Annotated in this window: 22 protein-coding genes and 4 pseudogenes; 17 read left to right on the forward strand and 9 right to left on the reverse strand. The window is 43.2% G+C overall.

The annotated features are described in order from the left end of the window. Positions 1-261 precede the first annotated feature (261 nt). A complete protein-coding gene (locus tag AC0WRU_RS08105; RefSeq protein ID WP_476127917.1) occupies positions 262-795 on the forward strand; it encodes a hypothetical protein in 534 nt (177 codons plus the stop codon). Between the two features lies 1 nt (position 796). Next, on the forward strand, positions 797-1,054 hold the full coding sequence (locus AC0WRU_RS08110; RefSeq protein WP_476127918.1) for a GNAT family N-acetyltransferase: 258 nt from the start codon (positions 797-799) through the stop codon (positions 1,052-1,054). On the opposite strand, the gene AC0WRU_RS08115 is transcribed toward AC0WRU_RS08110, so the two are convergent. The 3 genes from AC0WRU_RS08115 to AC0WRU_RS08125 are packed head-to-tail and all read right to left on the reverse strand — an operon-like array spanning position 1,041 to position 3,465. Beyond that, positions 1,041-2,045 carry an alpha/beta hydrolase family protein gene (locus AC0WRU_RS08115; protein WP_476127919.1) on the reverse strand — a complete coding sequence of 335 codons (1,005 nt, stop codon included), beginning with the start codon at positions 2,043-2,045 and terminating at the stop codon, positions 1,041-1,043. The genes AC0WRU_RS08110 and AC0WRU_RS08115 overlap by 14 nt on opposite strands. Next, on the reverse strand, positions 2,042-2,692 hold the full coding sequence (locus tag AC0WRU_RS08120; RefSeq protein ID WP_476127920.1) for a GNAT family N-acetyltransferase: 651 nt from the start codon (positions 2,690-2,692) through the stop codon (positions 2,042-2,044). Before AC0WRU_RS08120 ends, AC0WRU_RS08115 begins: the two co-directional genes overlap by 4 nt. 17 nt (positions 2,693-2,709) lie before the next feature. Continuing rightward, complete coding sequence (locus tag AC0WRU_RS08125) at positions 2,710-3,465, reverse strand: helix-turn-helix domain-containing protein (RefSeq protein ID WP_025685074.1); 756 nt, start codon at positions 3,463-3,465, stop codon at positions 2,710-2,712. Positions 3,466-3,771: 306 nt separating this feature from the next. Here AC0WRU_RS08125 and AC0WRU_RS08130 point away from each other — a divergent pair, with 306 nt between their 5' ends. Beyond that, positions 3,772-4,650 carry a radical SAM/SPASM domain-containing protein gene (locus tag AC0WRU_RS08130; RefSeq protein ID WP_476127921.1) on the forward strand — a complete coding sequence of 293 codons (879 nt, stop codon included), beginning with the start codon at positions 3,772-3,774 and terminating at the stop codon, positions 4,648-4,650. A gap of 72 nt (positions 4,651-4,722) precedes the next feature. Here the strand turns inward: AC0WRU_RS08130 and AC0WRU_RS08135 are convergent. Beyond that, positions 4,723-5,344 (reverse strand): annotated as a pseudogene (locus AC0WRU_RS08135) (DNA alkylation repair protein). 151 nt (positions 5,345-5,495) lie between these two features. Between AC0WRU_RS08135 and AC0WRU_RS08140 the strand changes: the two are divergent. Beyond that, positions 5,496-6,182, forward strand: a pseudogene (locus tag AC0WRU_RS08140) (ankyrin repeat domain-containing protein); the annotation flags it as partial. Positions 6,183-6,283: 101 nt separating this feature from the next. Here the strand turns inward: AC0WRU_RS08140 and AC0WRU_RS08145 are convergent. Beyond that, positions 6,284-7,177, reverse strand: coding sequence for a LysR family transcriptional regulator (locus tag AC0WRU_RS08145; protein WP_476127922.1), 894 nt, complete (start codon positions 7,175-7,177; stop codon positions 6,284-6,286). 126 nt (positions 7,178-7,303) lie between these two features. Here AC0WRU_RS08145 and AC0WRU_RS08150 point away from each other — a divergent pair, with 126 nt between their 5' ends. From AC0WRU_RS08150 to AC0WRU_RS08165, 4 genes are all read left to right on the forward strand, one after another. Further along, on the forward strand, positions 7,304-7,975 hold the full coding sequence (locus AC0WRU_RS08150; RefSeq protein ID WP_476127923.1) for an O-methyltransferase: 672 nt from the start codon (positions 7,304-7,306) through the stop codon (positions 7,973-7,975). 350 nt (positions 7,976-8,325) lie between these two features. Then, complete coding sequence (locus AC0WRU_RS08155) at positions 8,326-9,072, forward strand: DeoR/GlpR family DNA-binding transcription regulator (protein ID WP_476127924.1); 747 nt, start codon at positions 8,326-8,328, stop codon at positions 9,070-9,072. 2 nt (positions 9,073-9,074) lie between these two features. Next, complete coding sequence (pfkB, locus tag AC0WRU_RS08160) at positions 9,075-9,986, forward strand: 1-phosphofructokinase (RefSeq protein ID WP_134910388.1); 912 nt, start codon at positions 9,075-9,077, stop codon at positions 9,984-9,986. Positions 9,987-10,054: 68 nt separating this feature from the next. Then, on the forward strand, positions 10,055-11,971 hold the full coding sequence (locus AC0WRU_RS08165; protein WP_476127925.1) for a PTS fructose transporter subunit IIABC: 1,917 nt from the start codon (positions 10,055-10,057) through the stop codon (positions 11,969-11,971). Between the two features lie 162 nt (positions 11,972-12,133). Here the strand turns inward: AC0WRU_RS08165 and AC0WRU_RS08170 are convergent, their stop codons facing one another. After that, positions 12,134-13,009 (reverse strand): LysR family transcriptional regulator, encoded by an 876-nt coding sequence (locus tag AC0WRU_RS08170; RefSeq protein WP_476127926.1) that lies wholly within the window; start codon positions 13,007-13,009, stop codon positions 12,134-12,136. 110 nt (positions 13,010-13,119) lie between these two features. On the opposite strand from AC0WRU_RS08170, the gene AC0WRU_RS08175 reads away from it, so the two are divergent. The 5 genes and pseudogenes from AC0WRU_RS08175 (at position 13,120) to AC0WRU_RS08195 (ending at position 16,664) form a co-directional block, all read left to right on the forward strand. After that, entirely contained in the window at positions 13,120-13,506 is a 387-nt protein-coding gene (locus tag AC0WRU_RS08175) for a tautomerase family protein (protein ID WP_476127927.1), read from the forward strand. Between the two features lie 66 nt (positions 13,507-13,572). Beyond that, positions 13,573-13,908, forward strand: coding sequence for a carboxymuconolactone decarboxylase family protein (locus AC0WRU_RS08180; protein ID WP_476127928.1), 336 nt, complete (start codon positions 13,573-13,575; stop codon positions 13,906-13,908). Between the two features lie 31 nt (positions 13,909-13,939). Further along, a pseudogene (locus AC0WRU_RS08185) lies at positions 13,940-14,363 on the forward strand (GntT/GntP/DsdX family permease); the annotation flags it as partial. A 135-nt stretch (positions 14,364-14,498) separates the two neighbouring features. Next, positions 14,499-15,401, forward strand: a complete 903-nt coding sequence (locus AC0WRU_RS08190; RefSeq protein WP_025685086.1) for a LysR family transcriptional regulator — start codon at positions 14,499-14,501, stop codon at positions 15,399-15,401. Between the two features lie 123 nt (positions 15,402-15,524). Beyond that, positions 15,525-16,664, forward strand: coding sequence for a 5-methyltetrahydropteroyltriglutamate--homocysteine S-methyltransferase (locus AC0WRU_RS08195; RefSeq protein ID WP_476127929.1), 1,140 nt, complete (start codon positions 15,525-15,527; stop codon positions 16,662-16,664). A 483-nt stretch (positions 16,665-17,147) separates the two neighbouring features. Here the strand turns inward: AC0WRU_RS08195 and AC0WRU_RS08200 are convergent. Together AC0WRU_RS08200 and AC0WRU_RS08205 are read right to left on the reverse strand one after the other, a co-directional pair. Beyond that, positions 17,148-20,040 (reverse strand): annotated as a pseudogene (locus AC0WRU_RS08200) (DEAD/DEAH box helicase). A 1-nt stretch (position 20,041) separates the two neighbouring features. After that, positions 20,042-20,440 (reverse strand): (deoxy)nucleoside triphosphate pyrophosphohydrolase, encoded by a 399-nt coding sequence (locus AC0WRU_RS08205; RefSeq protein ID WP_476127930.1) that lies wholly within the window; start codon positions 20,438-20,440, stop codon positions 20,042-20,044. A gap of 951 nt (positions 20,441-21,391) precedes the next feature. Between AC0WRU_RS08205 and AC0WRU_RS08210 the strand changes: the two genes are divergently transcribed. Continuing rightward, positions 21,392-21,958: a BUD32 family EKC/KEOPS complex subunit gene (locus AC0WRU_RS08210; RefSeq protein ID WP_476127931.1), complete on the forward strand. Its 567-nt coding sequence runs from the start codon at positions 21,392-21,394 to the stop codon at positions 21,956-21,958. On the opposite strand, the gene AC0WRU_RS08215 is transcribed toward AC0WRU_RS08210, so the two are convergent. Further along, positions 21,948-22,286 carry a helix-turn-helix domain-containing protein gene (locus AC0WRU_RS08215; protein ID WP_476127932.1) on the reverse strand — a complete coding sequence of 113 codons (339 nt, stop codon included), beginning with the start codon at positions 22,284-22,286 and terminating at the stop codon, positions 21,948-21,950. The genes AC0WRU_RS08210 and AC0WRU_RS08215 overlap by 11 nt on opposite strands. 390 nt (positions 22,287-22,676) lie before the next feature. On the opposite strand from AC0WRU_RS08215, the gene AC0WRU_RS08220 reads away from it, so the two are divergent. The 3 genes from AC0WRU_RS08220 (at position 22,677) to AC0WRU_RS08230 (ending at position 23,359) form a co-directional block, all read left to right on the forward strand. Beyond that, positions 22,677-22,904, forward strand: coding sequence for a hypothetical protein (locus AC0WRU_RS08220; RefSeq protein WP_245233402.1), 228 nt, complete (start codon positions 22,677-22,679; stop codon positions 22,902-22,904). A 101-nt stretch (positions 22,905-23,005) separates the two neighbouring features. After that, a complete protein-coding gene (locus tag AC0WRU_RS08225; protein WP_014280781.1) occupies positions 23,006-23,110 on the forward strand; it encodes a hypothetical protein in 105 nt (34 codons plus the stop codon). Positions 23,111-23,284: 174 nt separating this feature from the next. Beyond that, positions 23,285-23,359: a hypothetical protein gene (locus AC0WRU_RS08230; RefSeq protein WP_476128598.1), complete on the forward strand. Its 75-nt coding sequence runs from the start codon at positions 23,285-23,287 to the stop codon at positions 23,357-23,359. The last annotated feature ends 123 nt before the right edge of the window (positions 23,360-23,482 follow it).

Raw genomic sequence — 23,482 nt, forward strand, 5'->3', positions numbered from 1 at the left:
TGGCATAGAACACTCGGAACATAAATCGCTGGAATTGCAGAGGCAGATACGAGAGGTTTACCGAAACGGTCAGGTAACGCATTTCTACCCGTTCCTCAGCTAAGCTGAGCGATGATCTTGGTGCTAGAACGTTGTACGGAATCCACCAGATCTGGCAAAATGGAATGACGTAGTCTTTTTCTATAATTCCTTCAAGTACGCCTTGAGTCAGTTCCTCCGTTTATAGATCGATGGAATTTTTGTAGATATTGGGGACAAATCATGCACAATACATTTGAAATGTGGCCTGAGACTGTTGGGATTTGGGAGGTTGAGCATAAAGAAATTGTTGCTGTTGTTCACCCGGAAGGAGAAGGTAACATAGGTGAAGCCTATTTCCAGCTTGCAGATCGAGATTTTTCGAATGAATTTCTAAATGAATTAATAGATTATGCTGAAATGAAATTAGCTTTACACAATGAGAGCGTATCCACTTTAGATTTAATCGTAAACGAGGATGGAGAACAACTTAAGAAGCTTTTGAAAAAAAGAAGTTATATCTTGCAGAATGGGAAAGAAACGACGTCCTATATGAATGTACCCCATGATGTAAAGGTGGAATTACCAAAAGGGTTTAGAATATCGGATGCGAATGAAGCGGGAGATTTTGAAAAAGGGTTTGCTCATGGAGGAGCATTTGGGTATTACAAGGGCGATTATCCAGATAATAATATCGCTGAACGATGTTATATATCATTGAGAAATGCCCCTGATTATATACCGGAATTGGATGTAGTCATACTGGCAAAACAATGATGTGGCTTCTTTCACTACTCTTTGGTACGACGAGCTAAATAAAATAGGAATACTGGAGCCGGTAGGTACGATACCTAAGTATAGAAAAATGGGGCTTGGAAAAGCCGTTATTTATGAAGCCATAAAAAGAGTCAAGGACAAAGGTGCAGAAAGAATTTTTGTGGGTTCCGGTCAGCCCTTTTATCTTTCGATGGGGTTTTCATTAGCATATTCAAAAGAAGTATGGCAAAAAAGAACATCATTGTTTAACGCTGACTGACATAATCGGCAAGGATTTTCAGGTACTCGTCATTCACCAATTTTCTTGGGGCGAATACGGCTGTTAAAAAAGTTAGAGATTTTGAACGCGCGATTTTTTCATCCATCATGGAATGGTCGGCTTCAGGTAAATGAATCACGGACAGCAGCTCTGAAGGTATTTTTTGGCGATATACTCGCTCGGTATCCTTTACATCAACATTAATATCTTTACCAGCCAGAACCAAGAGTATAGGAGAATGGAAGTGACTTAATTCTTCGGTGGAATCAGACAGAAAATTTTTGCCTATAAAGCTCCATCTTTCTTTGGAAATCATATCGTCAGGATCGGCTATGCTTAGATATTCTTCATAAGAAGCATGTTTTTTCAGTAACTGTAGAATTTCTTGATCGTAGTTCAATGTCTTTTGAATTTCTTGCGGAGTAGCTCCTTCTTCTTCCATTTCTTTTCTGGTATTAAATTGTCCTTGGGAAATCCAGTTCACGGCAGGCGATACAAGGATGCTGAATGCAATATCATGCTCCTCTTTAACGATCTTCGGAATGACCCATCCTGCTTGACTGGCTCCCCATAGGCCGATTTTTTGCTTATCAATCATAGGTAAGCTTCTTGCCCAGTCTATTGCATATCGGATTTCCTGTGCGCGGTCCTCCATGCTTTGGTCCAGCCAATTGCCAGGAGCGCTGTTAATACCGGGCTTATTCAGTGACAGGGAGGCATAACCCTTGGAAGCGAACTTTTCCCACAGTGGTTTGTATCCATCATCATATGTGTCATTAATAGGACCATCCCCATGGACAAAAACAACCAATCCAACCTTTCCCGAGTAGTTCTTAGGCAAAGCTAATGTACCTGTTAACAGCCCTTTAGGTGTCGCAATTTGTATTTTTTCTTCTGTCATCTTGTAGGAATTTTGATATAGAACAATTAGTATCAAGGCAACAGTCAGAGCTGCTGCAATACCAAAAGTAAGCTTGAATGTTTTTTTCAATGGTGTTCTCTCCTCGAATGCAGGTTCTCTTTCCAACTCATCAGATGCCATACAGGCTCCTTGAACCAAAAATGTCGTAACCCATTATACTTGGATTGTTCTACTTCAAACGCCAGTTTGTGATACAAACGGATGGCCCCTTGGTTCTTATGCGCTACATGAAGCGTCAATACATGAAAACCAGATTCAACCGTAAATTGCTGTGCGAAAGCTAGAAGACGGCGTCCTATTCCCTGGTTACGATGACTTGAACGAATCGCCAAATGATCAATGTAACACTCATTTGCAGCGGGGGTATACTCCAGCGCATACATACCTGTCAAAAATTTAAATACATTGAAGCAACCAAACTGATTTATGAGCGGAGCCAAAGAAATAGGATTTGTTTCAGGAAGTGAAGAGGAGGGGGCCTTCCATTTAAGGGAAAGAACACCGACAACATCTTCGTTCTCTTTGGCTACAAATTGTTTCATAGATATAGAATAAGGATTTTGAACCCAAACCTTCATTAGCAACTGCTGTATAGCTTGATCCTCCAGTGTAACAAGAGATTGGAATTTTGCTTTAAACGCTTCGACTAAAAGACTGCAAACAGCTTCATGGTCTTGTTTCTGGTATGCAACAATGTCAAAGGATTTTGCACTCATTTAACGCCCTCCAAGGTTTATTCTACTTTAACCTGAATTTCGTATTGCAGCTTGTTGTTGTCGAACATCGAAAGATAAGATTTTTCTACTAGAACAATCTTGCTTTGGCAGTTATATTGGTGATGAGCTACGTATCGTTCCATTTGTTTGATTTCATAATCAATCTCAGGTTCTTCAATGACGGAAAGATGCTTATAAAGATAGTTGCCTTCTTCCAGAATATAGTCAGCCACATCCGTCGTTTCATAACATAGCTTCACCTGTCCAGCATCAGACAAGTAATGCAGATCATTTTCAAATAATCGAGGTGGGGCAGGGCGGTGTTCAAATAGGTTTCCGGCAGTGAGCTCTTGACCATTCTCCAATGCAAACCACAGCTTTAAATGACGGGGACCTAATCGTTTGACCTGATACTCATCGTCCTGCTGGGTCCGATTATCATGTTCTTCTAACACTTTGTGAATAAACTGTTCATGCATCTTTAAGTTAGCTATTTCAGCCTGTACCTTCTGCAACGAATGCTCTAAAAGCCGGTTATACTCATCGGCAGCATAGGAAGTCATACATTCTTGAATCCGACCGACAGGGACATTTAATTTACGTAGTAATAAAATATGCGAAAGCTGATAAATCTCATGAAGCCCGTACATTCGATATTGATTTTCTTCTGTATATGATGGATACAGGACCCCCTTTTCTTCAAAATATCGCAGTTGATGTACAGATACATTCATGAGCTGAGCAAGCTGGCTAATCGTAATGTGTTCTTTCAATGACAGGACTCCTTACTGGTAGTTGAATAACTCCACTATAAACCTTAGGTCAGACCTAGGGTCAATAGAAAATATCAAATCAAATCTTGGATAGGCGTATGTGGATGATCTGACAGATGAATTTAACTATCCGCATCAGAAGTTTGTTTTGCATGGAAAACGAACATAAATAAGTATGTGTCGAGCATTTGATGCCCACACCAAGGGGTAGACTGGAGAGTTTACCTGTCGGTGATAACCCGTTATAATCATAAGATTAGTGAGCATAAACAAGATGCTCAGGATGAAGGTTAGAATGGGGAAATCATGTTGAAGACTTTTAAAAAGGTATATATTGAAATTACAAGTATCTGTAATCTCGCTTGCAGCTTTTGCCCTCAGACGCAGCGTGTTAAAAAATTTATTGATCCGGAAATTTTTCGCGACGTTCTTGACCAGATCAAGCCGCATACGGATTTCATTTATTTGCATGTAAAAGGGGAGCCGTTGCTCCATCCAAAAATTGATCTTTTACTGGAAAGCGCTCATGAAAAAGGGTTGAAGGTGAATATTACCACCAACGGCACTCTGCTGCCCAAAACCGGACATAAGCTGTTGGGTCAACCGGCGCTACGGCAAATGAATTTTTCGCTTCACAGCTTTGACGGGCATGAAGGCTCGGTAGACCGGGAAGGGTATTTGGGCAATATTTTTACGTTTGTAAGGGAAGCTGTGAAGCATAATGTCATTATTTCGTTCCGTCTCTGGAACCTGACTCAAGATAATTTGACTAATGTGCAGCGTCAGCGCAACCGGGAGACACTTGAGCGACTGGAGCAAGAGTTTGGGCTGGACTACCGGATTGAGGAAAAAGTGATACCGGGCAGTGGGGTCAAAATCGCACCAAACGTTTATTTGAATCAGGATCACGAATTTGAATGGCCGAGCCTCAGTGCCCCTGAAGATGATGGAAAAGGCTTTTGCCATGCGCTTCGCAGCCAGGCGGCGGTATTGGTGGATGGAACGGTGGTCCCTTGCTGTCTTGATGGGGAAGGCGTTATTAATTTAGGTAACGTGCATGAGCAATCTTTTTCCGACATTGTTGAAGGGGAACGCGCAAATCGTTTGTACTTCGGGTTCTCCAAGAGAGAAGCGGTGGAAGAGCTGTGTCGCAAATGCGGTTACCGTAAACGATTTGGAACATAACTGAGATTTGGCAGGTGGAGACTTCGAATCTCTGACAAATCGCTATCCCCATATTGAGTTTGGAGTCTCCAATTATTTCTTTTTGTTCAAGCTTTTTTGGGCCCGGGTGACAATTCGTTTGGTTTCCTTTGTATCAGAAGTCTCCAGCCACGCAGAACACACTTGAAGCACCCATTCGGGATTGGTTTTACTGGCATCATTCAGCCAAATTGCCCACAGAGTCCTGTACATATTTGGCAGGGTCGGATTGGACAGCTTCCAAAAGTGGAAGAGCCAGCTCCGGGCGTTCTTTTAATTCGGGAATATGCTTGGCCCAAACGCCTTGTGGTCGAGTCGACTCGATGGCAAAACGACGGATATTAGCATCCTGATCTCGTACCCATTCGTTTAACAGATCAAGCGCTTCAAGCAGTTGCTTGGAAATAGGTTCTCTCACGGCCATCCAGGCAATTTCACGCACTCCAAAGTGCGAATCCGCTGCAAAAGTGCGAATAACCGCCAATTTCTGATCTACACTTAACCGGGGGAGCAGTACCCTATGATCGACAGCCAGCCATTCGGTCAAATTCACCGACTCAAGCTGTCCCTGCTGTAGCAGTTGAACCACATCATCAGGAATATCTATTCCTTTGCGAGCCCCTTTTCGTTGTAATATCGTATCTTTAATTGGGATTTGGTTTTTATTATTATCCATACTTTGCCCCTCGCCTGTGTAGATCAATGGAGTGATCTTGTTACGATTATTTTAAAGAGAACGAAGAACATGTAATATATCTTTTGACATTCTTCCTGAGATCGCAATGCATATCGTTGAAGGGAATATACCTGCTTTACGCCAAGCGCTAATTGGGCTGGATATAAAGCAACATGGTGGAGCAACGCTGCGCAACGCGGTTAGTAAGCATGACTTAAAAACGGTAACTTTCCTTTTGGAGCATGGTGTAGATATTAATTTCAATGCTCCTAATATGGTATATCCTTATCAAGCCACGCCTTTAACCGTAGCGACCAGAGATAATAATTTTGCGATGGTGAAGTATCTGATCGAGCAAGGCGCAGATGTGACGTTGGCAGAAAAAGATGGAGAACGGGCGTATACGATTGCCATATCTAATAAAAACACGGAGATGGCAGAGTATTTAAAGTCTGTGGAGCCTCCAGAGTTTCATAACCTGGAAAATAAACGACATGCCTTAAAAAGCTACAAGCTCCCTAAGGACCTTGTGACCTTCCTAACGAGTGACCAGCTTCGTGTGGATGTACCTGAAAATGATTATGATATTGGATTTGTTGAATTTTCCTCATTGGTAGATACCGTTGAGATGAAGGTGGGGCGACAAAAGCTGCTACGTGTTTCTTTAAAAGTAGACAACTACTCGGATATTCTGTTGGTGTGGAATCCGAAGCAAAAGTGTCTAGGTTATTACGACGAGGAGCATCAGGAATATGCGGATGTGTGCAGCTTTGCTGAATTTTTGGCACAGCCCGCAATCTTTCTGGAGAAGATTCTCGAAGGAGAGCTTTTAGATTAGGCGAAAAAAGCAAAAGAGCCATAGCTGCGGGTACCACCGTACTTATGGCTCTTTGCTGTGTTCAGCACGATAAGGGCTTTTTACAGATGCATAAACCGATTTTATGAATAAGAATGGTTGCGGATGAGCTGAATAAGGTTCATGCTGGCCGCAGATAGAGGTTCGTTTTTGCGGGTACAGATAGCGATTGAATTTTGAAGCTGGATGTCTTCGACGTATACCCGGCACAGCTCGCCGCGTTCTACATATTCGCGCACGACCAGTGAGGACACAAAGTTCGCACCATATCCGGCGATAACTGCGGTAATCGCCTCATGCAGCCCTGTGAAGTTTAGGGTGACTTGGGGGGCGGGGGCATTGTAGGTTCGACATAAGGAAAATAGTCTCTCCCGTGTCGAGCTCCCCTTTTCACGCATAACAAAGGGTTCATGCATCATTTCGAATAAAGAAACCTGCTGATTTGCATACCGATGATCTGGAGCTACCACGAACCACAGCTCATCACGAAATAGTTCTTCCGTCTGAATCGTATCGGGATATTGCTCCGGCAGTCCCCCATAGATGGCCAAATCCACTTCTATATTCAATAGTTGCTGCAAAGCATCATTGGAATTTGTGGTGTTAATCGTCATTTCAACATGTTCGTATTGTTGTTTGAATTTAGCGATCCAGGCCGGAATGAGAAAATGAGCCGGTAAATAAGTAGCCGCTAGCCGGATATGACCATGGGCTCCATCACGATAATCTTGTGAGAATTGTTCGATTTGCTGTTCGACGGCAAAGAGCCGTTTGGCGAGTACAGCAAGCTTTTCACCAGCATCCGTTAAGGCAATCCCTCTTCCTAGCGGCATGAGCAGTGTGAGAGATATTTCTTTTTCAAATTTTTTAATCTGGGCGGTAATCGCAGGTTGGCTAATATTCAAAAGTTCAGAGGCACGTGTCACACTCCCTGTAGAGGCGACCACGTGAAATAAGCGTAATGCATGCAGGTTCAAGACCATACTCCCTTTCCGACAGATTCATATATGTAGATTATGAATAGAGCAAAAACATATATTATTTTTATAATAATAATTCATTTACAATCAAATTGTAAGTTAATCCAAAGGAGAGTGGAGCGAATGAATCAAACGAACACGTGGGATCAAGTAGACCAGTATATCTCGGAGTGTCTCATTCCGCATGATGCTGTCTTGGAACAAGTATTGGCTGCTAACCAAAAGGCGGGACTACCTCCGCATGATGTATCCCCCAATCAGGGAAAGCTATTAAATATCTTTGCTCAAATGCAAGGAGCACGACGTGTGCTGGAGATCGGTACGTTGGGAGGCTACAGTACAATCTGGTTGGGAAGGGCGTTGCCGAAGGATGGAGAAATAGTTACGCTGGAAGCCAATCCGGACCATGCTAAAATTGCCCGGTCGAATATATCATTGGCTCAGTTGGATGGAGTGGTGGAACTTCGGGAGGGCGACGCTTTGGAGCAGTTAGCACAGATGAAGGAGGAGGGTGTTGCCCCCTTTGATCTTATTTTTATCGATGCGGATAAACCCAATAATCCATTTTATCTGGATTGGGCACTTCGCTTCTCGCATCCTGGCACCGTTATTATCGGCGATAATGTTATCCGTGAAGGAGAAGTAATTCAGGCTTACAGCACAGACCCTCGTGTGCAGGGAGTAAGAAAGTTTTATGATATGCTGGCTGAAGAATCAAGAATTACAGCTACAGCTATCCAAACCGTGGGGAGCAAGGGGTATGACGGTTTCGTCATTGGAATCGTGAAGGACTGAGCATTAAGCGTCTCGATTAGCTAAACACAGAGGGGAGCGGTCCCGGTGTTTAGCTTTTTTCTGAATAGAGAAGGTTGGGATGATTTGTGCGCTTAATGGTAAAATGGTGCTGATGGAAGCATCAGAACGTTTTTGAACGTTTACTGCTGAATTCCTATGTAAGAAGAATGAATTTACATAAAAATGGATGGCTTTTCCTTTCAATGTAAACGCGATCATGATGATTGGAGCAGGAATTCACCATTTTGTAAAAAAATGAAGTTGGAATGAAGTTTTTTGAATCCTTTTGAAGAAAAATGATTGTTTTTTGTGAGGTTTATGGTACGATATGAACAGTTGGGGGAATGAAGATGCTGACGGAAGAAAGATATAATTTAATAATACAGCGCTTACAAGAACGCGGTGTTGTAAAGTTGCAGGAATTAGCTGATCTGTTGGGCGCTTCTGAATCAACAATTCGGCGTGATTTAATCGATCTTGAAGCCCGTCAGTTGCTAAAGCGGATTCATGGCGGGGCGACCTTGCTGAATCAGAAAAGTCAGGAACCTGGCATGGAAGAAAAAACATTCAAAAACGTTCAACAAAAAAATGTAGTCGCCCGTATAGCCGCCAAAGAAATTTTGGATGGCGAATGTATTTATCTGGATGCGGGAACAACAACGATGGCGATGATTCCTTACATTGAAGCTAAAGACGTGACGGTCGTGACAAATGGCCTATCCCACGTAGAAGCCCTGGTAAGCAAGCGAATCAGAAGCTATCTACTGGGAGGGATGATGAAAATTCATACCAAAGCCGTAATCGGGAGTATTGCCCTGCAGAATTTGGACAATTTTCGATTCGACAAGTGCTTTCTGGGAACGAACGGGGTAGACGTGGAAATGGGGTATACCACTCCTGATCCTGAAGAGGCGCTGATTAAGCGGCGGGCCCACCAGCTGTCCGGCAAAACGTATGTGTTGGCAGATTCCAGTAAAATTGGAGAAATTACCTTCGCCAAACTGTTCGAACTAAAGGAAGCTACTCTTATTAGCGAATTGGTGCCTGAACGCTCACGCCGATCCATTGCTCAGAAAACTAAAATAATCGAGGGATAACAATGATATATACAGTAACGCTGAACCCTTCTATTGATTACATCGTGGAAGTTGACGATTTGAAGCTTGGGGATTTGAACCGGATGAAACGAGATTTGAAATTGCCGGGTGGCAAGGGGATTAATGTATCCCGGATACTGTACCAATTAGGAGCAGACAGCACGGCGATTGGCTTTCTCGGTGGATTCACAGGCAGGTTTATCAACGATACATTGCGGGAAGAATCCATTAAAACTGATTTTGTAATCATCGAAGATGACACTCGGATCAACATTAAGCTCAAGCATGGCGATGAGACGGAAATTAACGGTTTGGGACCTGCGATTCGTGAGCATGAGGCGGATGCGTTGGTGCAGAAGCTGTCAGGTCTCCAGAAAAATGACATTGTCGTCTTGTCGGGAAGTATCCCGCCGTCACTTGGAGGAGACTTCTACGATCGGCTGATTAGCGTATGCCAGCAGACTGGGGCTGAATTCGTCATCGACACCACAGGTGACGCGCTGATGAAGGCACTGGTTCATAAGCCACTGCTCGTCAAGCCGAATCACCATGAGCTGGCTGAGTTGTTTGGTGTAACCATTAATTCAAAGGAGGAGATCGTCACTTACGGCCGTAAGCTGCTGGAAGCAGGTGCAAAAAATGTACTGATTTCCATGGCAGGAGAAGGGGCTTTGTTCATTACGGCAGATGAAGTGTATCACGCAAATGTACCAGCAGGAACGGTTAAAAATTCTGTAGGCGCAGGTGATTCGATGATTGCTGGATTCGTGGGTACGCTGGCTCTTCTTGGCGATCCGATCGAAGCATTCCGTGCAGGAGTGGCATCCGGAAGCGCAACCGCCTTCTCCGATGATCTGGCTACCAGAGAGAAAATTGAACAATTACGGCCGCAAGTTGCGATTTCAAAATGGTAATCCCTGCTACAGCATGAGCTTATTATGCGTGTGTCCACACGCTGACCGAACTTAGGAGAGTGTGAAAAATGAGAATAACAGACCTGATGATTAAAGAAACGATGATCATGGATTTGCAGGCTACGACAAAAGACGGGGCGATTGAGGAACTCATCGCCAGTCTCGAAGCCAGCGGACGCATTAATGACCGGGCATTGTTCAAAGAAATGATTTACAAACGTGAAGCAGAATCCAGCACAGGAATCGGCGGCGGCATTGCGATGCCACATGCCAAGACCAAAGCTGTGAATGAAGCGACTGTCGTTTTCGCGAAAAGCAGTAAAGGTGTAAATTTCGAATCGTTGGATGGTGAGCCAGCGAACGTATTTTTCATGATTGCAGCTCCAGAGGGAGCAGCGAATACGCATCTTCGCACACTGGCGGCACTTTCCCGGTTGTTAATTGATACCGATTTCATCGAAAAGCTGATGAATGCGCAAACACCGGATGAAGTATCCGAGCTGTTTGATACCAAGCAGGCGAAAGAAGAAGCAGCCAAGAAAGAAAAAGAGGCTGCCAAAGCACAGCAAACGCCGGACGTTATCGCTGGTAACCCGAATTCAGACGAGTTTGTGGTTGCGGTGACCGCTTGCCCTACAGGCATTGCGCACACGTATATGGCTGAAGACGCTCTCATTAAGAAAGCGAAAGAGATGGGTGTAAATATCCGGGTAGAAACGAATGGCTCGGAAGGTGCACAAAACGTACTGACAGCGGATGAAATTCGTCGTGCCAAAGGTGTAATCGTCGCAGCTGACAAAAAGGTTGAAATGGCCAGATTTGACGGTAAGCCTGTATTGCAAAGACCGGTAAGTGACGGTATTCGTAAATCTGAAGAACTGATCCGCAAAGCGCTAAACGGCGATGCTCCAATCTACCGTAGTGAAGGTAATGGTAACACGGAGGAGACGAAAGCAGAAAAAGCCAGCGTCGGCAGTAAAATTTACAAGGATCTAATGAACGGTATCTCTCATATGCTACCGTTCGTTGTAGGCGGCGGGATTTTGCTGGCCATCTCCTTCCTGTTCGAACAGATGGCGGGCGCAGAGAATCCAATCGTTAAGCTGCTGCAAACGATTGGCGGCGGAACAGGTGCGTTCCACTTCCTGATTCCGATACTGGCCGGATTTATCGCGATGAGTATTGGGGATCGTCCGGCATTGATGCCAGGTATGGTTGGTGGTCTGATGGCTGTAAACTCTAATGCAGGCTTTCTTGGCGGTCTGGCAGCAGGTTTCATGGCTGGTTATGTGGTTATCTTCCTGCGTAAAGCTTTTGCAGGTCTGCCGAAAACGCTGGATGGCTTAAAGCCAATCTTGTTATACCCGGTATTTGGACTACTAATTACAGGCGCAATTATGTTCTACCTGTTTGATCCGATTTTCGGTGGCATTAATACGTGGCTTGTCAATGTTCTGAACAATTTAGGAACAGGTAATGCGGTTATTCTGGGTCTGATCCTGGGCGGAATGATGTCGATTGACATGGGTGGACCTTTCAACAAAGCGGCTTATGCATTTTCGATCGGTGTCTTTACTTCCAGCGGTAACACAAACGGGGCTATGATGGCTGCTGTTATGGCGGGCGGTATGGTACCTCCGCTGGCGATCGCATTGGCTTCGACGTTCTTCAAAAATAAATTTACTGAGCAAGAGCGCAAGTCTGGTTTGACGAACTATGTACTCGGCTTGTCCTTCATTACGGAAGGAGCAATCCCATTCGCAGCAGCTGACCCTCTGCGCGTCTTAACCTCTTGTATTGTAGGCTCAGCGATTGCTGGTGGTCTGACGCAGTTCTGGAAAATCAATCTTCCAGCTCCACATGGCGGAATTTTTGTAGCAGCCCTTGCCAATCATGCTTTGCTATTCTTGCTTGCAGTGGCGATTGGCTCCGTGATTTCCGCGCTCATTCTGGGACTGTGGAAAAAACCGCTCGAAGCGAAATAATTGGCATCACAAAAATAAAGAAATAAGAAGAGAGACACACACTCTCTGGTTTTCATAGTAGTAAAGCCGCTAAACACCAGATTTCTGAGTGTTTGGCGGCTTTTTCTTTAAGCAAAGGTGTCGCCTTGTGCATATAGCTTATTAGTAGTTTTTGCATTGGAGCTATCGCATATAAAGCTCCTTAACCAGTTGCATCAGCAGCTTTCGCGCCGAAGACATGTATTGCTGGTGCTGGCTGCTGTGTAATAGTCCAACGGGAATAGCCGGGTCTGTTAACTGTAGTGGGATCGTGATGAGTTCATCCGACACAGGTAACGACGATAGAATTACTCCGACCGAAGGAATTGCTTTTACAAATGATGGTATGGATGAGATTTGACTGACAATATAAAAAAACGGCATCGACGGAAAGCGCGAAAGCTCTTTTTCCAGCCGAATATGGTACAGGCAGTTCTTCCCTCCAACGATCAGCGGGTATTCATACAGATCTTCGAGATGAAGCTCGCTTTTGGCCGCAAAGGGATGATTACGGGATACGATAAAAGCAATCTGTTCGTGATACACAGGTTCAAAGTGCAGGGAAGGAATCGAGTATGGTTCCCCGCAAATTGCAAAATCAAGCGTGTTCTCCACCAGAGCATTCGAGAGTGCATCCGTGTTTCCTACTGTAAAATGGCACGTCATATTCGGCTTATGCTCCCGAAACTGACGCAGAACCTCGGGCAGCACGGTAGCCGCTACCGTTTCAATTACCCCGATATGCAGGGTGCCGATTTCCTCTTTTTTCAGAGACTTGGCCTGATCCAATACATAATTCCAATGCTGAATAAGCCCATCTACCTCTTCTGCATAACATTTACCCGCAGCGGTTAATTCCGCATCCCATCCTCTTTTAAAAAGCTGAAATCCCAGCTCCTTCTCCAGTCTCTGAACTTGGCTGGTTACTGTAGACTGTGCGTAGTTTAATTTGGCGGCAGCCTTTGAGAAGGTTCCTTCTTCAATAATGGTACGAAACGTGGTTAGCTCTTTCAGATCCATGACACTCATCTCCATCGGTAAAAATGAATATATTTATGATTATTTTCAATTATACAGATGAAAGAGGATGGGGTAAAATCATCTTATCCAGACGGACAGGAGAGATGAACATGCCATTTGTACGAGTAGGTTACATGGAGGATCAATACACAGAGAAGGAGCTACCTGGGATTAGCCGCTGTATCATGGACGCTTTGATCGAACATTTTCAGGTGCCGGTAAAGGATTATTTTCAGGTTTTTCATGCTCATAGGCAGAGCGAGTTTTATTACAGTCCGGATTATTTACAGGTACCGAGAACAGACAAGCTGCTCTATATCCAAATTACGCTCGGATCAGGCAGAAGTACGGAACAAAAAAAGAGCTTCTACCAAAGGTTAGCCGAACTCTTATCCGCCGAATGCAAGATCAGACCGGAGGATGTATTTGTAACACTGGTGGAAACGGAATTAGAGGATTGGTCCTTTGGCAAAGGACTTGCCCAGATGATTTTATAGCTGGAAACTGCATCTTCATACGATCTGCATAACTGCACATCAGGAACGAAGGGAAGTGTCGAATAAATGAAGCATAAATTAATCACATCGAGTGTACGGGAAAAGGTTGGGGATTTTGCGCCCGCTTTTGTGAACTATACGGAGAATGTTCTTTTTGGAGATGTATGGAGAAGAAGCGAGCTATCTCTCAGAGAACGGAGTCTCATAACCATTTCCGCATTGGTAGCGGGTGAGCATGGGGGTCAGCTTCCCTATCATCTGAATTTGGCCAAGGATAACGGAATATCGGAAGAAGAACTGGTCGAGGTGATCACACAGCTTGCCTTTTATGTAGGATGGCCCCGAGCCGCCTCAGCTATTCAAATCGCCAAAGACGTATTTCAGGGAGGAAAAGAGGGTTAGGCGTTCGGTCATCCACGAATTTCATACCTTGTTGTTCTCGCCCTACTCTTTTGGTTATGCACGTAACTTCGACAGCAAGCAGCTATTGAAATTTACGAATGATTGTCTTGGTCCAGTCGCTTCTATCATCCTGCTGATCGGCGCCTGTACTTGCCTTTGTCATTGCAGGTCTGATCCGTGCAGCCGTCGGTTCTGCCACGGTAGCCATGACGACTGCGGCTGGTATTGTTGCCCCGATTGCGGTCACCATGCCGGGGGTAAGCTCGGAGCTGCTGGTACTGGCTACCGGAGCAGGCTCGATCATTTTGTCCCATGTCAATGACTCCCGCTTCTGGATTGTCAAAGAATACATGAACCTGTCCGTACCGCAAACCCTGAAAACGTGGACGGTCATGGAAACCATTCTCGGGTTCAGTGCTTTTGGCATCGTAATGCTGCTGAGCATCTTTATCTAATCGGGCACAGTTCATTTAAAAACCACTTTTCCGAAAGTGGTTTTTTATTTTCTCTCGGACGTCCTCATAACATGAATCATGTCGTATCCAAGTGTTATATAATAGAGAAAACATAAATCGAGAGGATATCACGCGTTGACCTTACAACAATTAAAATATGTCATCGAGGTTGCCAATCGCGGCTCCATGAATGAGGCAGCAAAGCGGTTGTTTATTTCCCAGCCCAGTCTGTCGAACGCGATTCGGGATCTGGAGGAAGAAATTCATATCACGATTTTTGATCGTACCAATAAAGGTATTTCTTTGTCCAAGGAGGGTGTGGAGTTTCTCGGTTATGCGCGTCAGGTCGTCGAACAGGCGGAACTGCTGGAAAGTCGCTATCTGGATGCCAAGCCTTCACCGCAGCATTTTTCCGTATCCACGCAGCATTATGCTTTTGCTGTAAATGCATTTGTGAATCTGGTGAATCAATATGGACAGGATGAGTATGAACTGGCTTTGCGGGAGACGAAAACCCATGAAATCATACAGGATGTCAAAAGCTTGCGAAGCGAAATCGGAATTCTGTATTTGAATGAATTTAACGCTAAAGTCATTAATAAGCTGCTAAAAGATGAAAATCTGCAATTTAACAGCCTGTTTACCGCCAATCCGCATATTTTTATCAGCACGAATAATCCGCTATCCCGGCAGTCCATTGTGACCATCGACCAGCTTCATCCTTATCCATATCTGTCCTTTGAGCAAGGGGAGTACAATTCCTTTCACTTTTCTGAGGAAATTCTCAGTACGTTGTCGCATCCCAAAAGCATTCGTGTCAATGACCGGGCGACCCTTTTCAATCTGCTGATTGGCTTGAACGGGTATACCATTTCTACCGGGGTGATCAGTGAGGATCTGAACGGTAACGAGATTATTTCCGTACCTTTGGAATGTGAGGAATCTATTAATGTGGGGTGGATTTGTCATAAAAATGCTTCGCTCTCCAAGTTGGCTTCCGTCTATGTAGATGCGCTACATGAGGCGATAGGCGAATAAAAGGTTTGGTATAGCTTTAGGCTATAACTAGCTATAGTTTATTGGAGTTACATTATAACTAAAAATGTGTGTTATCTTTGTTACAAGAACTTCACTACAGAAGCGAAAAAGGAGATAACCCTAATGAGCAGCATCCTTGACAATGCATCCCAACGTAAAGTGGCCCCTTTTAGACATGATATGGTCGGCAGCTTTCTGCGTCCGCAAGCGATTAAAGATGCCAGAATTCAATTTCAAAACAACGAAATTTCTGCAGATGAACTGAGAAAGATTGAAGATAACGAAATTATCAAGCTGGTAGAAAAGCAAAAATCCGTAGGACTTCAAGCCGTGACGGATGGTGAATTCAGACGCTCTTGGTGGCATCTTGATTTTATGTGGGGCCTGGATGGCGTGGAAAAGGTAGAGCTTTCGAACGGTTACCAATTCCAAGGCGTGGAAACAAGAGCGGAAACCGCACGCTTGACTGGTAAAATCGGTCACTCCCGTCATCCTTTCATTGAAGACTTCAAATTCTTGAAGCAAGTAGCAGGTGAGGATGCGATTGCACGCCAAACCATTCCTGCACCAGCACAGTTCTTGGCCGAGCTGTTGCGTGGAGAAAACAAAGAGACAACCGATACCTATTACAGCAATCTGGGTGAGCTGGTGACGGATATTGCTAAAGCTTACAAATCCGTGATTCAAGCATTCTATAATGAGGGCTGCCGCAGCTTGCAGCTGGATGATTGCACATGGGGCATGCTCTGCGATAAAAACTATTGGGAGGCCCGCCAACAAGAGGGCGGCGATGTGGAAGAAACCAAAAAGCTGTTCGCTCGCGTGAATCAGGAAACCGTGAATGATCTTCCAGCCGACCTAGTGGTTACGACCCACGTATGCCGTGGTAACTACCACTCCACCTGGGCATCCTCGGGCGGCTACGAGCCAGTTGCCGAAACCCTTTTCGGCATCGACAACATCGACGGCTACTACCTCGAATTCGATACCGACCGTGCAGGCGATTTCACACCACTCAAGCATCTGAAAGACCAACAGCAGGTCGTATTGGGCCTCGTTTCCTCCAAAACGGGTGAGCTGGAGGACAAGCAGACGGTCATTAACCGCATTAAGGAAGCCACTCAATTTGTAGATATCAACCACATCTGCCTTAGCCCACAATGCGGCTTTGCTTCTACGGAAGAGGGCAATATTTTGACAGAGGAGCAACAGTGGAAGAAGCTTGCCTTCATTAAAGAGATTGCGGACGAGATTTGGAAGTAAGGTTTTAGGGGAGAGTTTGATAGATAAGTTTTATTAACTAAAGGTTTCTGCTATAAATAAAAGACTAGGTGAAGGTGCCATTCATCGTTAGCCTTGGACATTAGTGAAAAGAGGGCATCAGCAATCAATGATGTTAGATTTTTAAACTACTTGATTTGAGAGGCTAGATTTTTGTCCTTTGGCATACTGTTTTGTGTGGAAGAATCTCATTTCACCTCATAATTCAAGTCGGAATTAGCTTTTTTTAAGTGAAATAGACCGGTTCCTTTGGCAAGGGCGGTCTATTTCTTTTGTGTTTTTATGACTAATCACTACGACGATGGTCACGATTAACGTAAGCAATGCGATAATCGGCTTAAGTCCACGATTAAAAATGTGCACATAGACAGGCAACAAGGTATATACTGCGTATACACGGTGTTTTGCGTGTTGCTAAATAGCTTCAGGACTTTGAGAAATCTCTTAATCCAGTGGAACTTAAATTTAAAATTTAGTCAAATACCCATACAACTTACTCTCCACCGTACTCTCCAATACTAGATTCATGTGTACGACGGATATCGACTTGCCATTTTTATCGAGCATAGACGCCTGGACGGCGCTTTTTTGGTCGGGGTGTACTTTACCCAGATAATAAAATTCAGTTCCATCCGCATCGTCTTTTTTCACGAATAAATGCAGGTCAATCTTTAAGTGATCTGCCTCAAGAATTGTTTTAACTTCCTCAGATTCAAGCGTTCGTCTACTTCTTGTCGACCACTTCAGAATCTCTGGGCTAATGAATTCTTCCTGATAGTTAGTGCTCGCTTCTACCTCTTCGTGTTTGTGATAAGTTACAAAGATCGGGCAAGTTTGATGCTTCGTCTTGTACCCGTACATAGTGGAACTTTCCATCGCTATCCCACTTTAATAGTTTACAGGAGTCTTTTCTAGAATACTTCTTATACAAAGTTAGCGGCTCACTACACACATACTGCTCATTTTTATGAAAAGCGGTCTGAATAATATCTACGATCATTTTTCTGAAATAAGCATTGTTCTGCAAGGAGTGAGCCATTATCGGTTGAAAAGCAAAATGCTGGTCCTGAGCGAATTCAACGACTGCTGTGTCTCCGTATTTTTTCTTAGTCGGTTCGGTGAAAAAAGACAGGTCCAGAACCCGCTTAACGGAATTAATCGTTTCGGAGTCTGTAGAACAGCCTTTTTCTTTGAGGGAATTTACATACTCCTCATAGGTAACATTATCCTTGGCAAGCAACAGCTTCAGCAGTACAATTTCATGCCTTCGTTTTCCATTCAAAACCTCAGCCGAAAGCAGCGTCAAATACTTTTGCTCCTGCTCGGATAAGCGTGGCACAGTCTCTCTGATCTTCTGTAAAAAATGGTAGTAGCTTGAGTGCTCGTCAGCAAAAATAAGCGGATCAATCGAATCATTTTCAATAAAATCTATCAACTGAGGAATTTGATTTAACCGATTTTTGAGTTCGATATATGCTTCTCTAAGTATTTTAAGCGCTGTTAAATTACTGTTGCTAATCGAGCGAAAAATCTGTTGCATCGCAATTTCTTCGAAGTTGATTGTCGAGACGCCTTTAATATAGCTGGTGTCCTTCATATGGCGACGTATGTTATCCTTGTTTTGCGACTTGTCTCCGGAGAGGGCAACTGGTATCAAATAGTTGTTCTTATAGTTGCCAATAAAGTCGATGATTATGACGAACTCTTTCTCCGAGTGTTTACGTAGACCGCGCCCTAACTGCTGAACGAAGACGATGCTCGATTGTGTTTGACGCAGCATTACGACCTGGTTAATACAAGGAATGTCGATCCCTTCGTTAAAGATGTCCACCGTAAGGATGTAATCCAGTTTTCCAGATTCAAGGTCGGTTACACAGCGAACACGTGCTTCCTGGCTATCACTTCCAGTCAAAGCCACGGTACGGTAACCTCTCGCATTTAGCATATCCGATAGCTGCAAGGCCTCTTCCTTTCGACTGCAGAAGATTAATCCTTTTACCGATTCGCCAGAATGTCCATAATATTCGATCTTTTCGATTAAATAAGAAACCCGTTCATTCGTAACTAGTTGAGAGAGCATAGCTGTATCGTCAATAAGCTGACCGTTATGTACAAAATCAGTGACGCCAAAATAGTGAAACGGACACAGCATATCCTCTTCCAAAGCTTCCTGCAGGCGAATCTCGTAGGCAATATTGTAGTCGAACAGTTCATAGATGTTAAAGTCATCGGTTCGCTCTGGAGTAGCGGTCATACCGAGCAGAAATCTGGGCTCAAAATGATTAATAACTTTAAGATAAGAATCTGCCCCGGCTTTGTGGACTTCATCAATTAGGATATAGTCGAACGCCTTGGGATCAAAATTAGTTAGAAATGAGCTTTTAGAAATTGTCTGGATTGTCGCAAAGAGGTATTTGGCATCTACAACTCTGCTGGTGCCAGATAGAATGCCGTAATCGCCATCCTTCCCCCCAATAATTCGCTGATAGTCGGACATGGACTTTTGCAAAATTTGCTCTCGGTGCACAATGAATAGCATTCGGTTCGGCGCCAAGCTTCTTACGTCAAAAGCAGAGAGATAGGTTTTTCCTGTCCCAGTCGCCGAAATGACCAATCCTTTATGCGACCCGCTGCTGCGGAGGTCCTGCAGGTTCTTTAACGCACTCTGCTGCATTTTATTGGGCGAGATTGGACTAAAGACGGTCTGAGGAATCGTTTCAGGAATCAGAGGCAGTGCCTCTTGAACCTTACGGTTTGCTTTTTGAGTCTCTTCATAAAGAATTTGATACGCTTCGATCCATTTGGTCGTTAGCGGGACAGCATTCTGCCATGCCTTTTCAAATTCGCTTTGGAACTGTCCTAGAAGCCCCCCATGTTTGAAAGAAGTCAGTTTCACGTTCCACTCGTAGTTGGCTTTTAACGCCGCAGCTGTTAGGTTAGAGCTTCCCATAATGATAGTGGAGTAACCTACATGCTGGAAGACATACCCCTTGGCATGAAAACCGCTTAGATCTGTCAAACGAACTTCAACATTTGTGATTTTCAACAACTCTCTAAAAATCTTTGGTTGATTGAAGTTCAGGTAATTTGAGGTTAGGATTTTTCCTGTTATTCCACGCGCGCTTAGATCAGCCAAATGAGACTTGAGGGTTGCCAATCCACTCTCTGTAATAAACGCAACGGAAAAAGTGAAAGAGCGACAGTGATCCAGTTCTTCCAACAAAGGAGTAAGGACATAATCGCTCGTCTCCTTGTTATTGACCAGAAGCTTAGGTTTGTATTGATCCAGGGAATCTTGCTGATGGTTAATAAACGCCCAGCTTAAAGAATCATTTAAATGCTGTATGGGATTGTCCATTTTATTTCGCCAACTTCTCCTGAATTTTCTCTACAGTAGGAATGTCAGCAGGTGCCCATTCCAGAGACATCAGTTCATGTGCAGGTAGCCACCGGATCGCAACATGTTCAGTCAAGGTAGGCTTGCCGTTCACAAGGTAACAATAGAAAGTAGACAGATGGACGAAACCAAAGTCGTATTCATACACGGTCGTTTCGATCGCCTCGCCAATCTCAATCTCGCAGTTCATTTCTTCGTCGATCTCACGTTTTAGTGCAGCCTGAGGTGTTTCGCCTTCCTCAATCTTTCCGCCAGGGAATTCCCACTTGTAGGCCAACGTTTTAGTAGCTCCCCGCTGCGCACAGAGGATATTTTCATTTTCGATGATGACAGCTCCAACAACGTAAATATGTTTTTTCATAAGTTCCCTCCGGTTATGCAGCTTGGTATTTATGTAGAGAATTCTACATTTATATTCCTATTCTATTATAGTGTGGGGATTTCGGCTATATGGCAGGGAGAGAAATAAGGGAGGCGTTTGCATGCACATTTTGAATGGCAGTCAAGGGACAAACAGATATTCATCTATGAATATAGCAACGAATCATTTTAACTATACTTAGCGATAGTTTATATCAATAATTCAGTGTGAAATCAATAATGAGGCAACTGCAAATATTATAAGTTATCATTGAAGTTTGAAGTAGATTGTCTATCAAGTCCATTTACATCTTATCTACTCCTGTACAAAGCATTTTTACGCAATTCAATCTCGATACGTTCTTGTCCAGTGTGATAAACAATACTATTGCCTTACATTTAAACAATTTCCTTGTTGCTTCGCCACTTTTCAATTAATTCTACTGTATCAATCTCCGCAAAGAATGGAGTTCATCCTCTAGCATTCTTTCAATAGTTTCGAAAACGATCATTTCAACAAAAGTATTTTTGTCTTATGCATTGTATAAGATCAAAGAATCTTTAATTGTTCGAGCTTCTAGGTGTAAGGAGGAGGCTCTATCTTGGATAAGATACAGTTACTGCAAATGTCGTTAAAGCAATATGGATTAAATCCTAGTATTCTAATAATTGAAAAGGAACTCCAATCTAGCAGTTGGCATCTTACATTTCAAAATTCATTTGGATAATCAATCTTATTTAGCAAGATTTATTGGAAATAAGCGGTATGAAACGGACGCGCTTATTAAATTGTCAGGCGAAGTACTGACTGAACAAATGAGATTCTGTAATTACCTTGTTAATTCCGATATCCCTTTCATGGAACATGTGTCAACCGTTAATGGAGAACCCATTACATTAGTAAAAGATGTGGACAAAGAATGGAAATTTGTACTTTTCGAGTGGATTCAAGGTGAACACTTACTTAAATGAAATTAAATATCATAAAGATAAAGCCAAGACTGATTGTTATGAATATATAGTCCAGTCTGACCTAAATATACTAAATATACTTTGGAATAAAGCGGGGGAGATTATTGGCGTTGTTGATTTTGAGTCAATTACATACACGGAAAGGGTGGAAGGGCTAGCTTGGATAGTAAAATGGTACGCTAGAACGCATGGAATTACATCTCATGAAATGTCTCCAATTCTTGCAAAAGCAGTATTACGGGGATATGATGCAGAAGAATTACTCTCACAAAGAGATTTCGAAAGACTTCCTTCATTGCTATGGTTAACTGGTTGTTTGAATTGGAATTTTACTGCCAAGACAATTGAATTAATAAAAAACAATGAAGATATTCTTTTAAAAGAACCTTTAACTAAGTATTTTAAGCGAGGAGAAATTATTACCTTCATTCATATGATGCCTATTATTTTATGGTCTCCGATGAAGCACAACTTCAATAATAAAGAGGACAGGAGGGTTTATTTGGCTTTCTTAATTGAAACGTTTCATTCCTTCTTTAATTTGTAATCTCCCTTATCACATTCCTTGCCAAATTGATTTTCTCTGAACTTGAATTTATAAGCATTTCTACGATCTCTTGTATATCAGCTTCATGCTTTGTAACCTTAATTTCCTCATTTACATAAGCAAAAAGCTGAATCAAATTAACATCCAGTGCATCTGCAATTTTAGCTATATTCAATAACGATACATTTTTTTCCCCACGTTCAATCTGCCCTATGTATGAAAAATGAAATCCGCCTTTTTCTCCAAGCGATTCTTGAGACAAGCCTTTTTCTTTTCGCAAAGCACGTATTCTGGCACCCACTAATTTGAGAACTTCTTTATCTTTCATCGTCTACACCTCACTATTCTAAAAGTGTAGACAAGATATCTAAAGGAAAACATTGAATGATGAATACAATAAATATTAATGATATCTATAAGTATTATTTTTGGATATAATAAGACTAATATTGAAATTCTCTGGAGGAATAGATATGAAAAAAGATCCTTCTACCCTTAACCAAAGTCATACCCAGCCATCCAGACACGAACAACACTTACATCATTCAATAACTGATTTCCACACACAATCCCAATACCACATGAAACTAGCCAAAATCCTGCAAAAGCAAAACCAACTCCAATGCTGTATTATCCTATGTGACTGGGCTTTGACTTCTATGCTGAAAGCTCTATATATGAAGGAAAACAATAGCCTTTGTCTCCAGGTTTCCTATCCATGACTGACCTGCTGCGCTTGTTACATACCGAAACCAATCCAGGCTTGGATGTTGTCGTATTTATAGGCACCACTCAATTTCTTTCATCCCAGTTAGAAACCCCGCTCCTTCAAAAGATGAAGAACAAGGATATGAAGAGGCTGCTACGTAGAACCGACGACATTTTGTACCAGTTATCAACCCGAGTGATTTCCGATCCATCTGAAACGTATCAGTCTATTTTCTAAGAAGTCCTACCATGCCAAATAAACGTTGCCAATGCGCCCTGTCGTAAACCGTTTTTCTTCATACGATAAGAGTATGCTTTAAAGCAAGGAGGGATTCAGACATGGGTGAAGTTGGTTACGGTGGCGGTGGAGCATGGACATCCACAGGCGCGATTCTGGTATTGTTCATTTTGCTGGTGATTATTACTAAATCTTTTCTGATCTAACAGCAGGTTAGCGTCGCTTAAATCTACTAAGCAGCCTTCTTTCACTACATAGTGAGGGAAGGCTTTTTAATGCAGAATGGATGTTAGCCCAAGCATGTTGTCTGTCCCTGCAAGCATTGCTATACTTTATATACAGGGAAAATTTGCCTCAGCAATATGAAATAAACCCTTTGCTTGTTTGATACGGAAGCACTTAAGCATCGCTTGGATGATGAGCCGGATTGGTGTCCGTTGAAGAGGACGAGTTAGGCGAGCTGAATCAGGAGAATGTAGCTTTTTTAATCTAGGAGCAGACGGAACGAAGGCAGCACTGAGGAGAATGGAAAAGGCCATCTCCACGGCTTACATATCCGTGAAGACAGCCCTTAACCC

The organism is Paenibacillus sp. 1-8 (genome assembly GCF_056316205.1).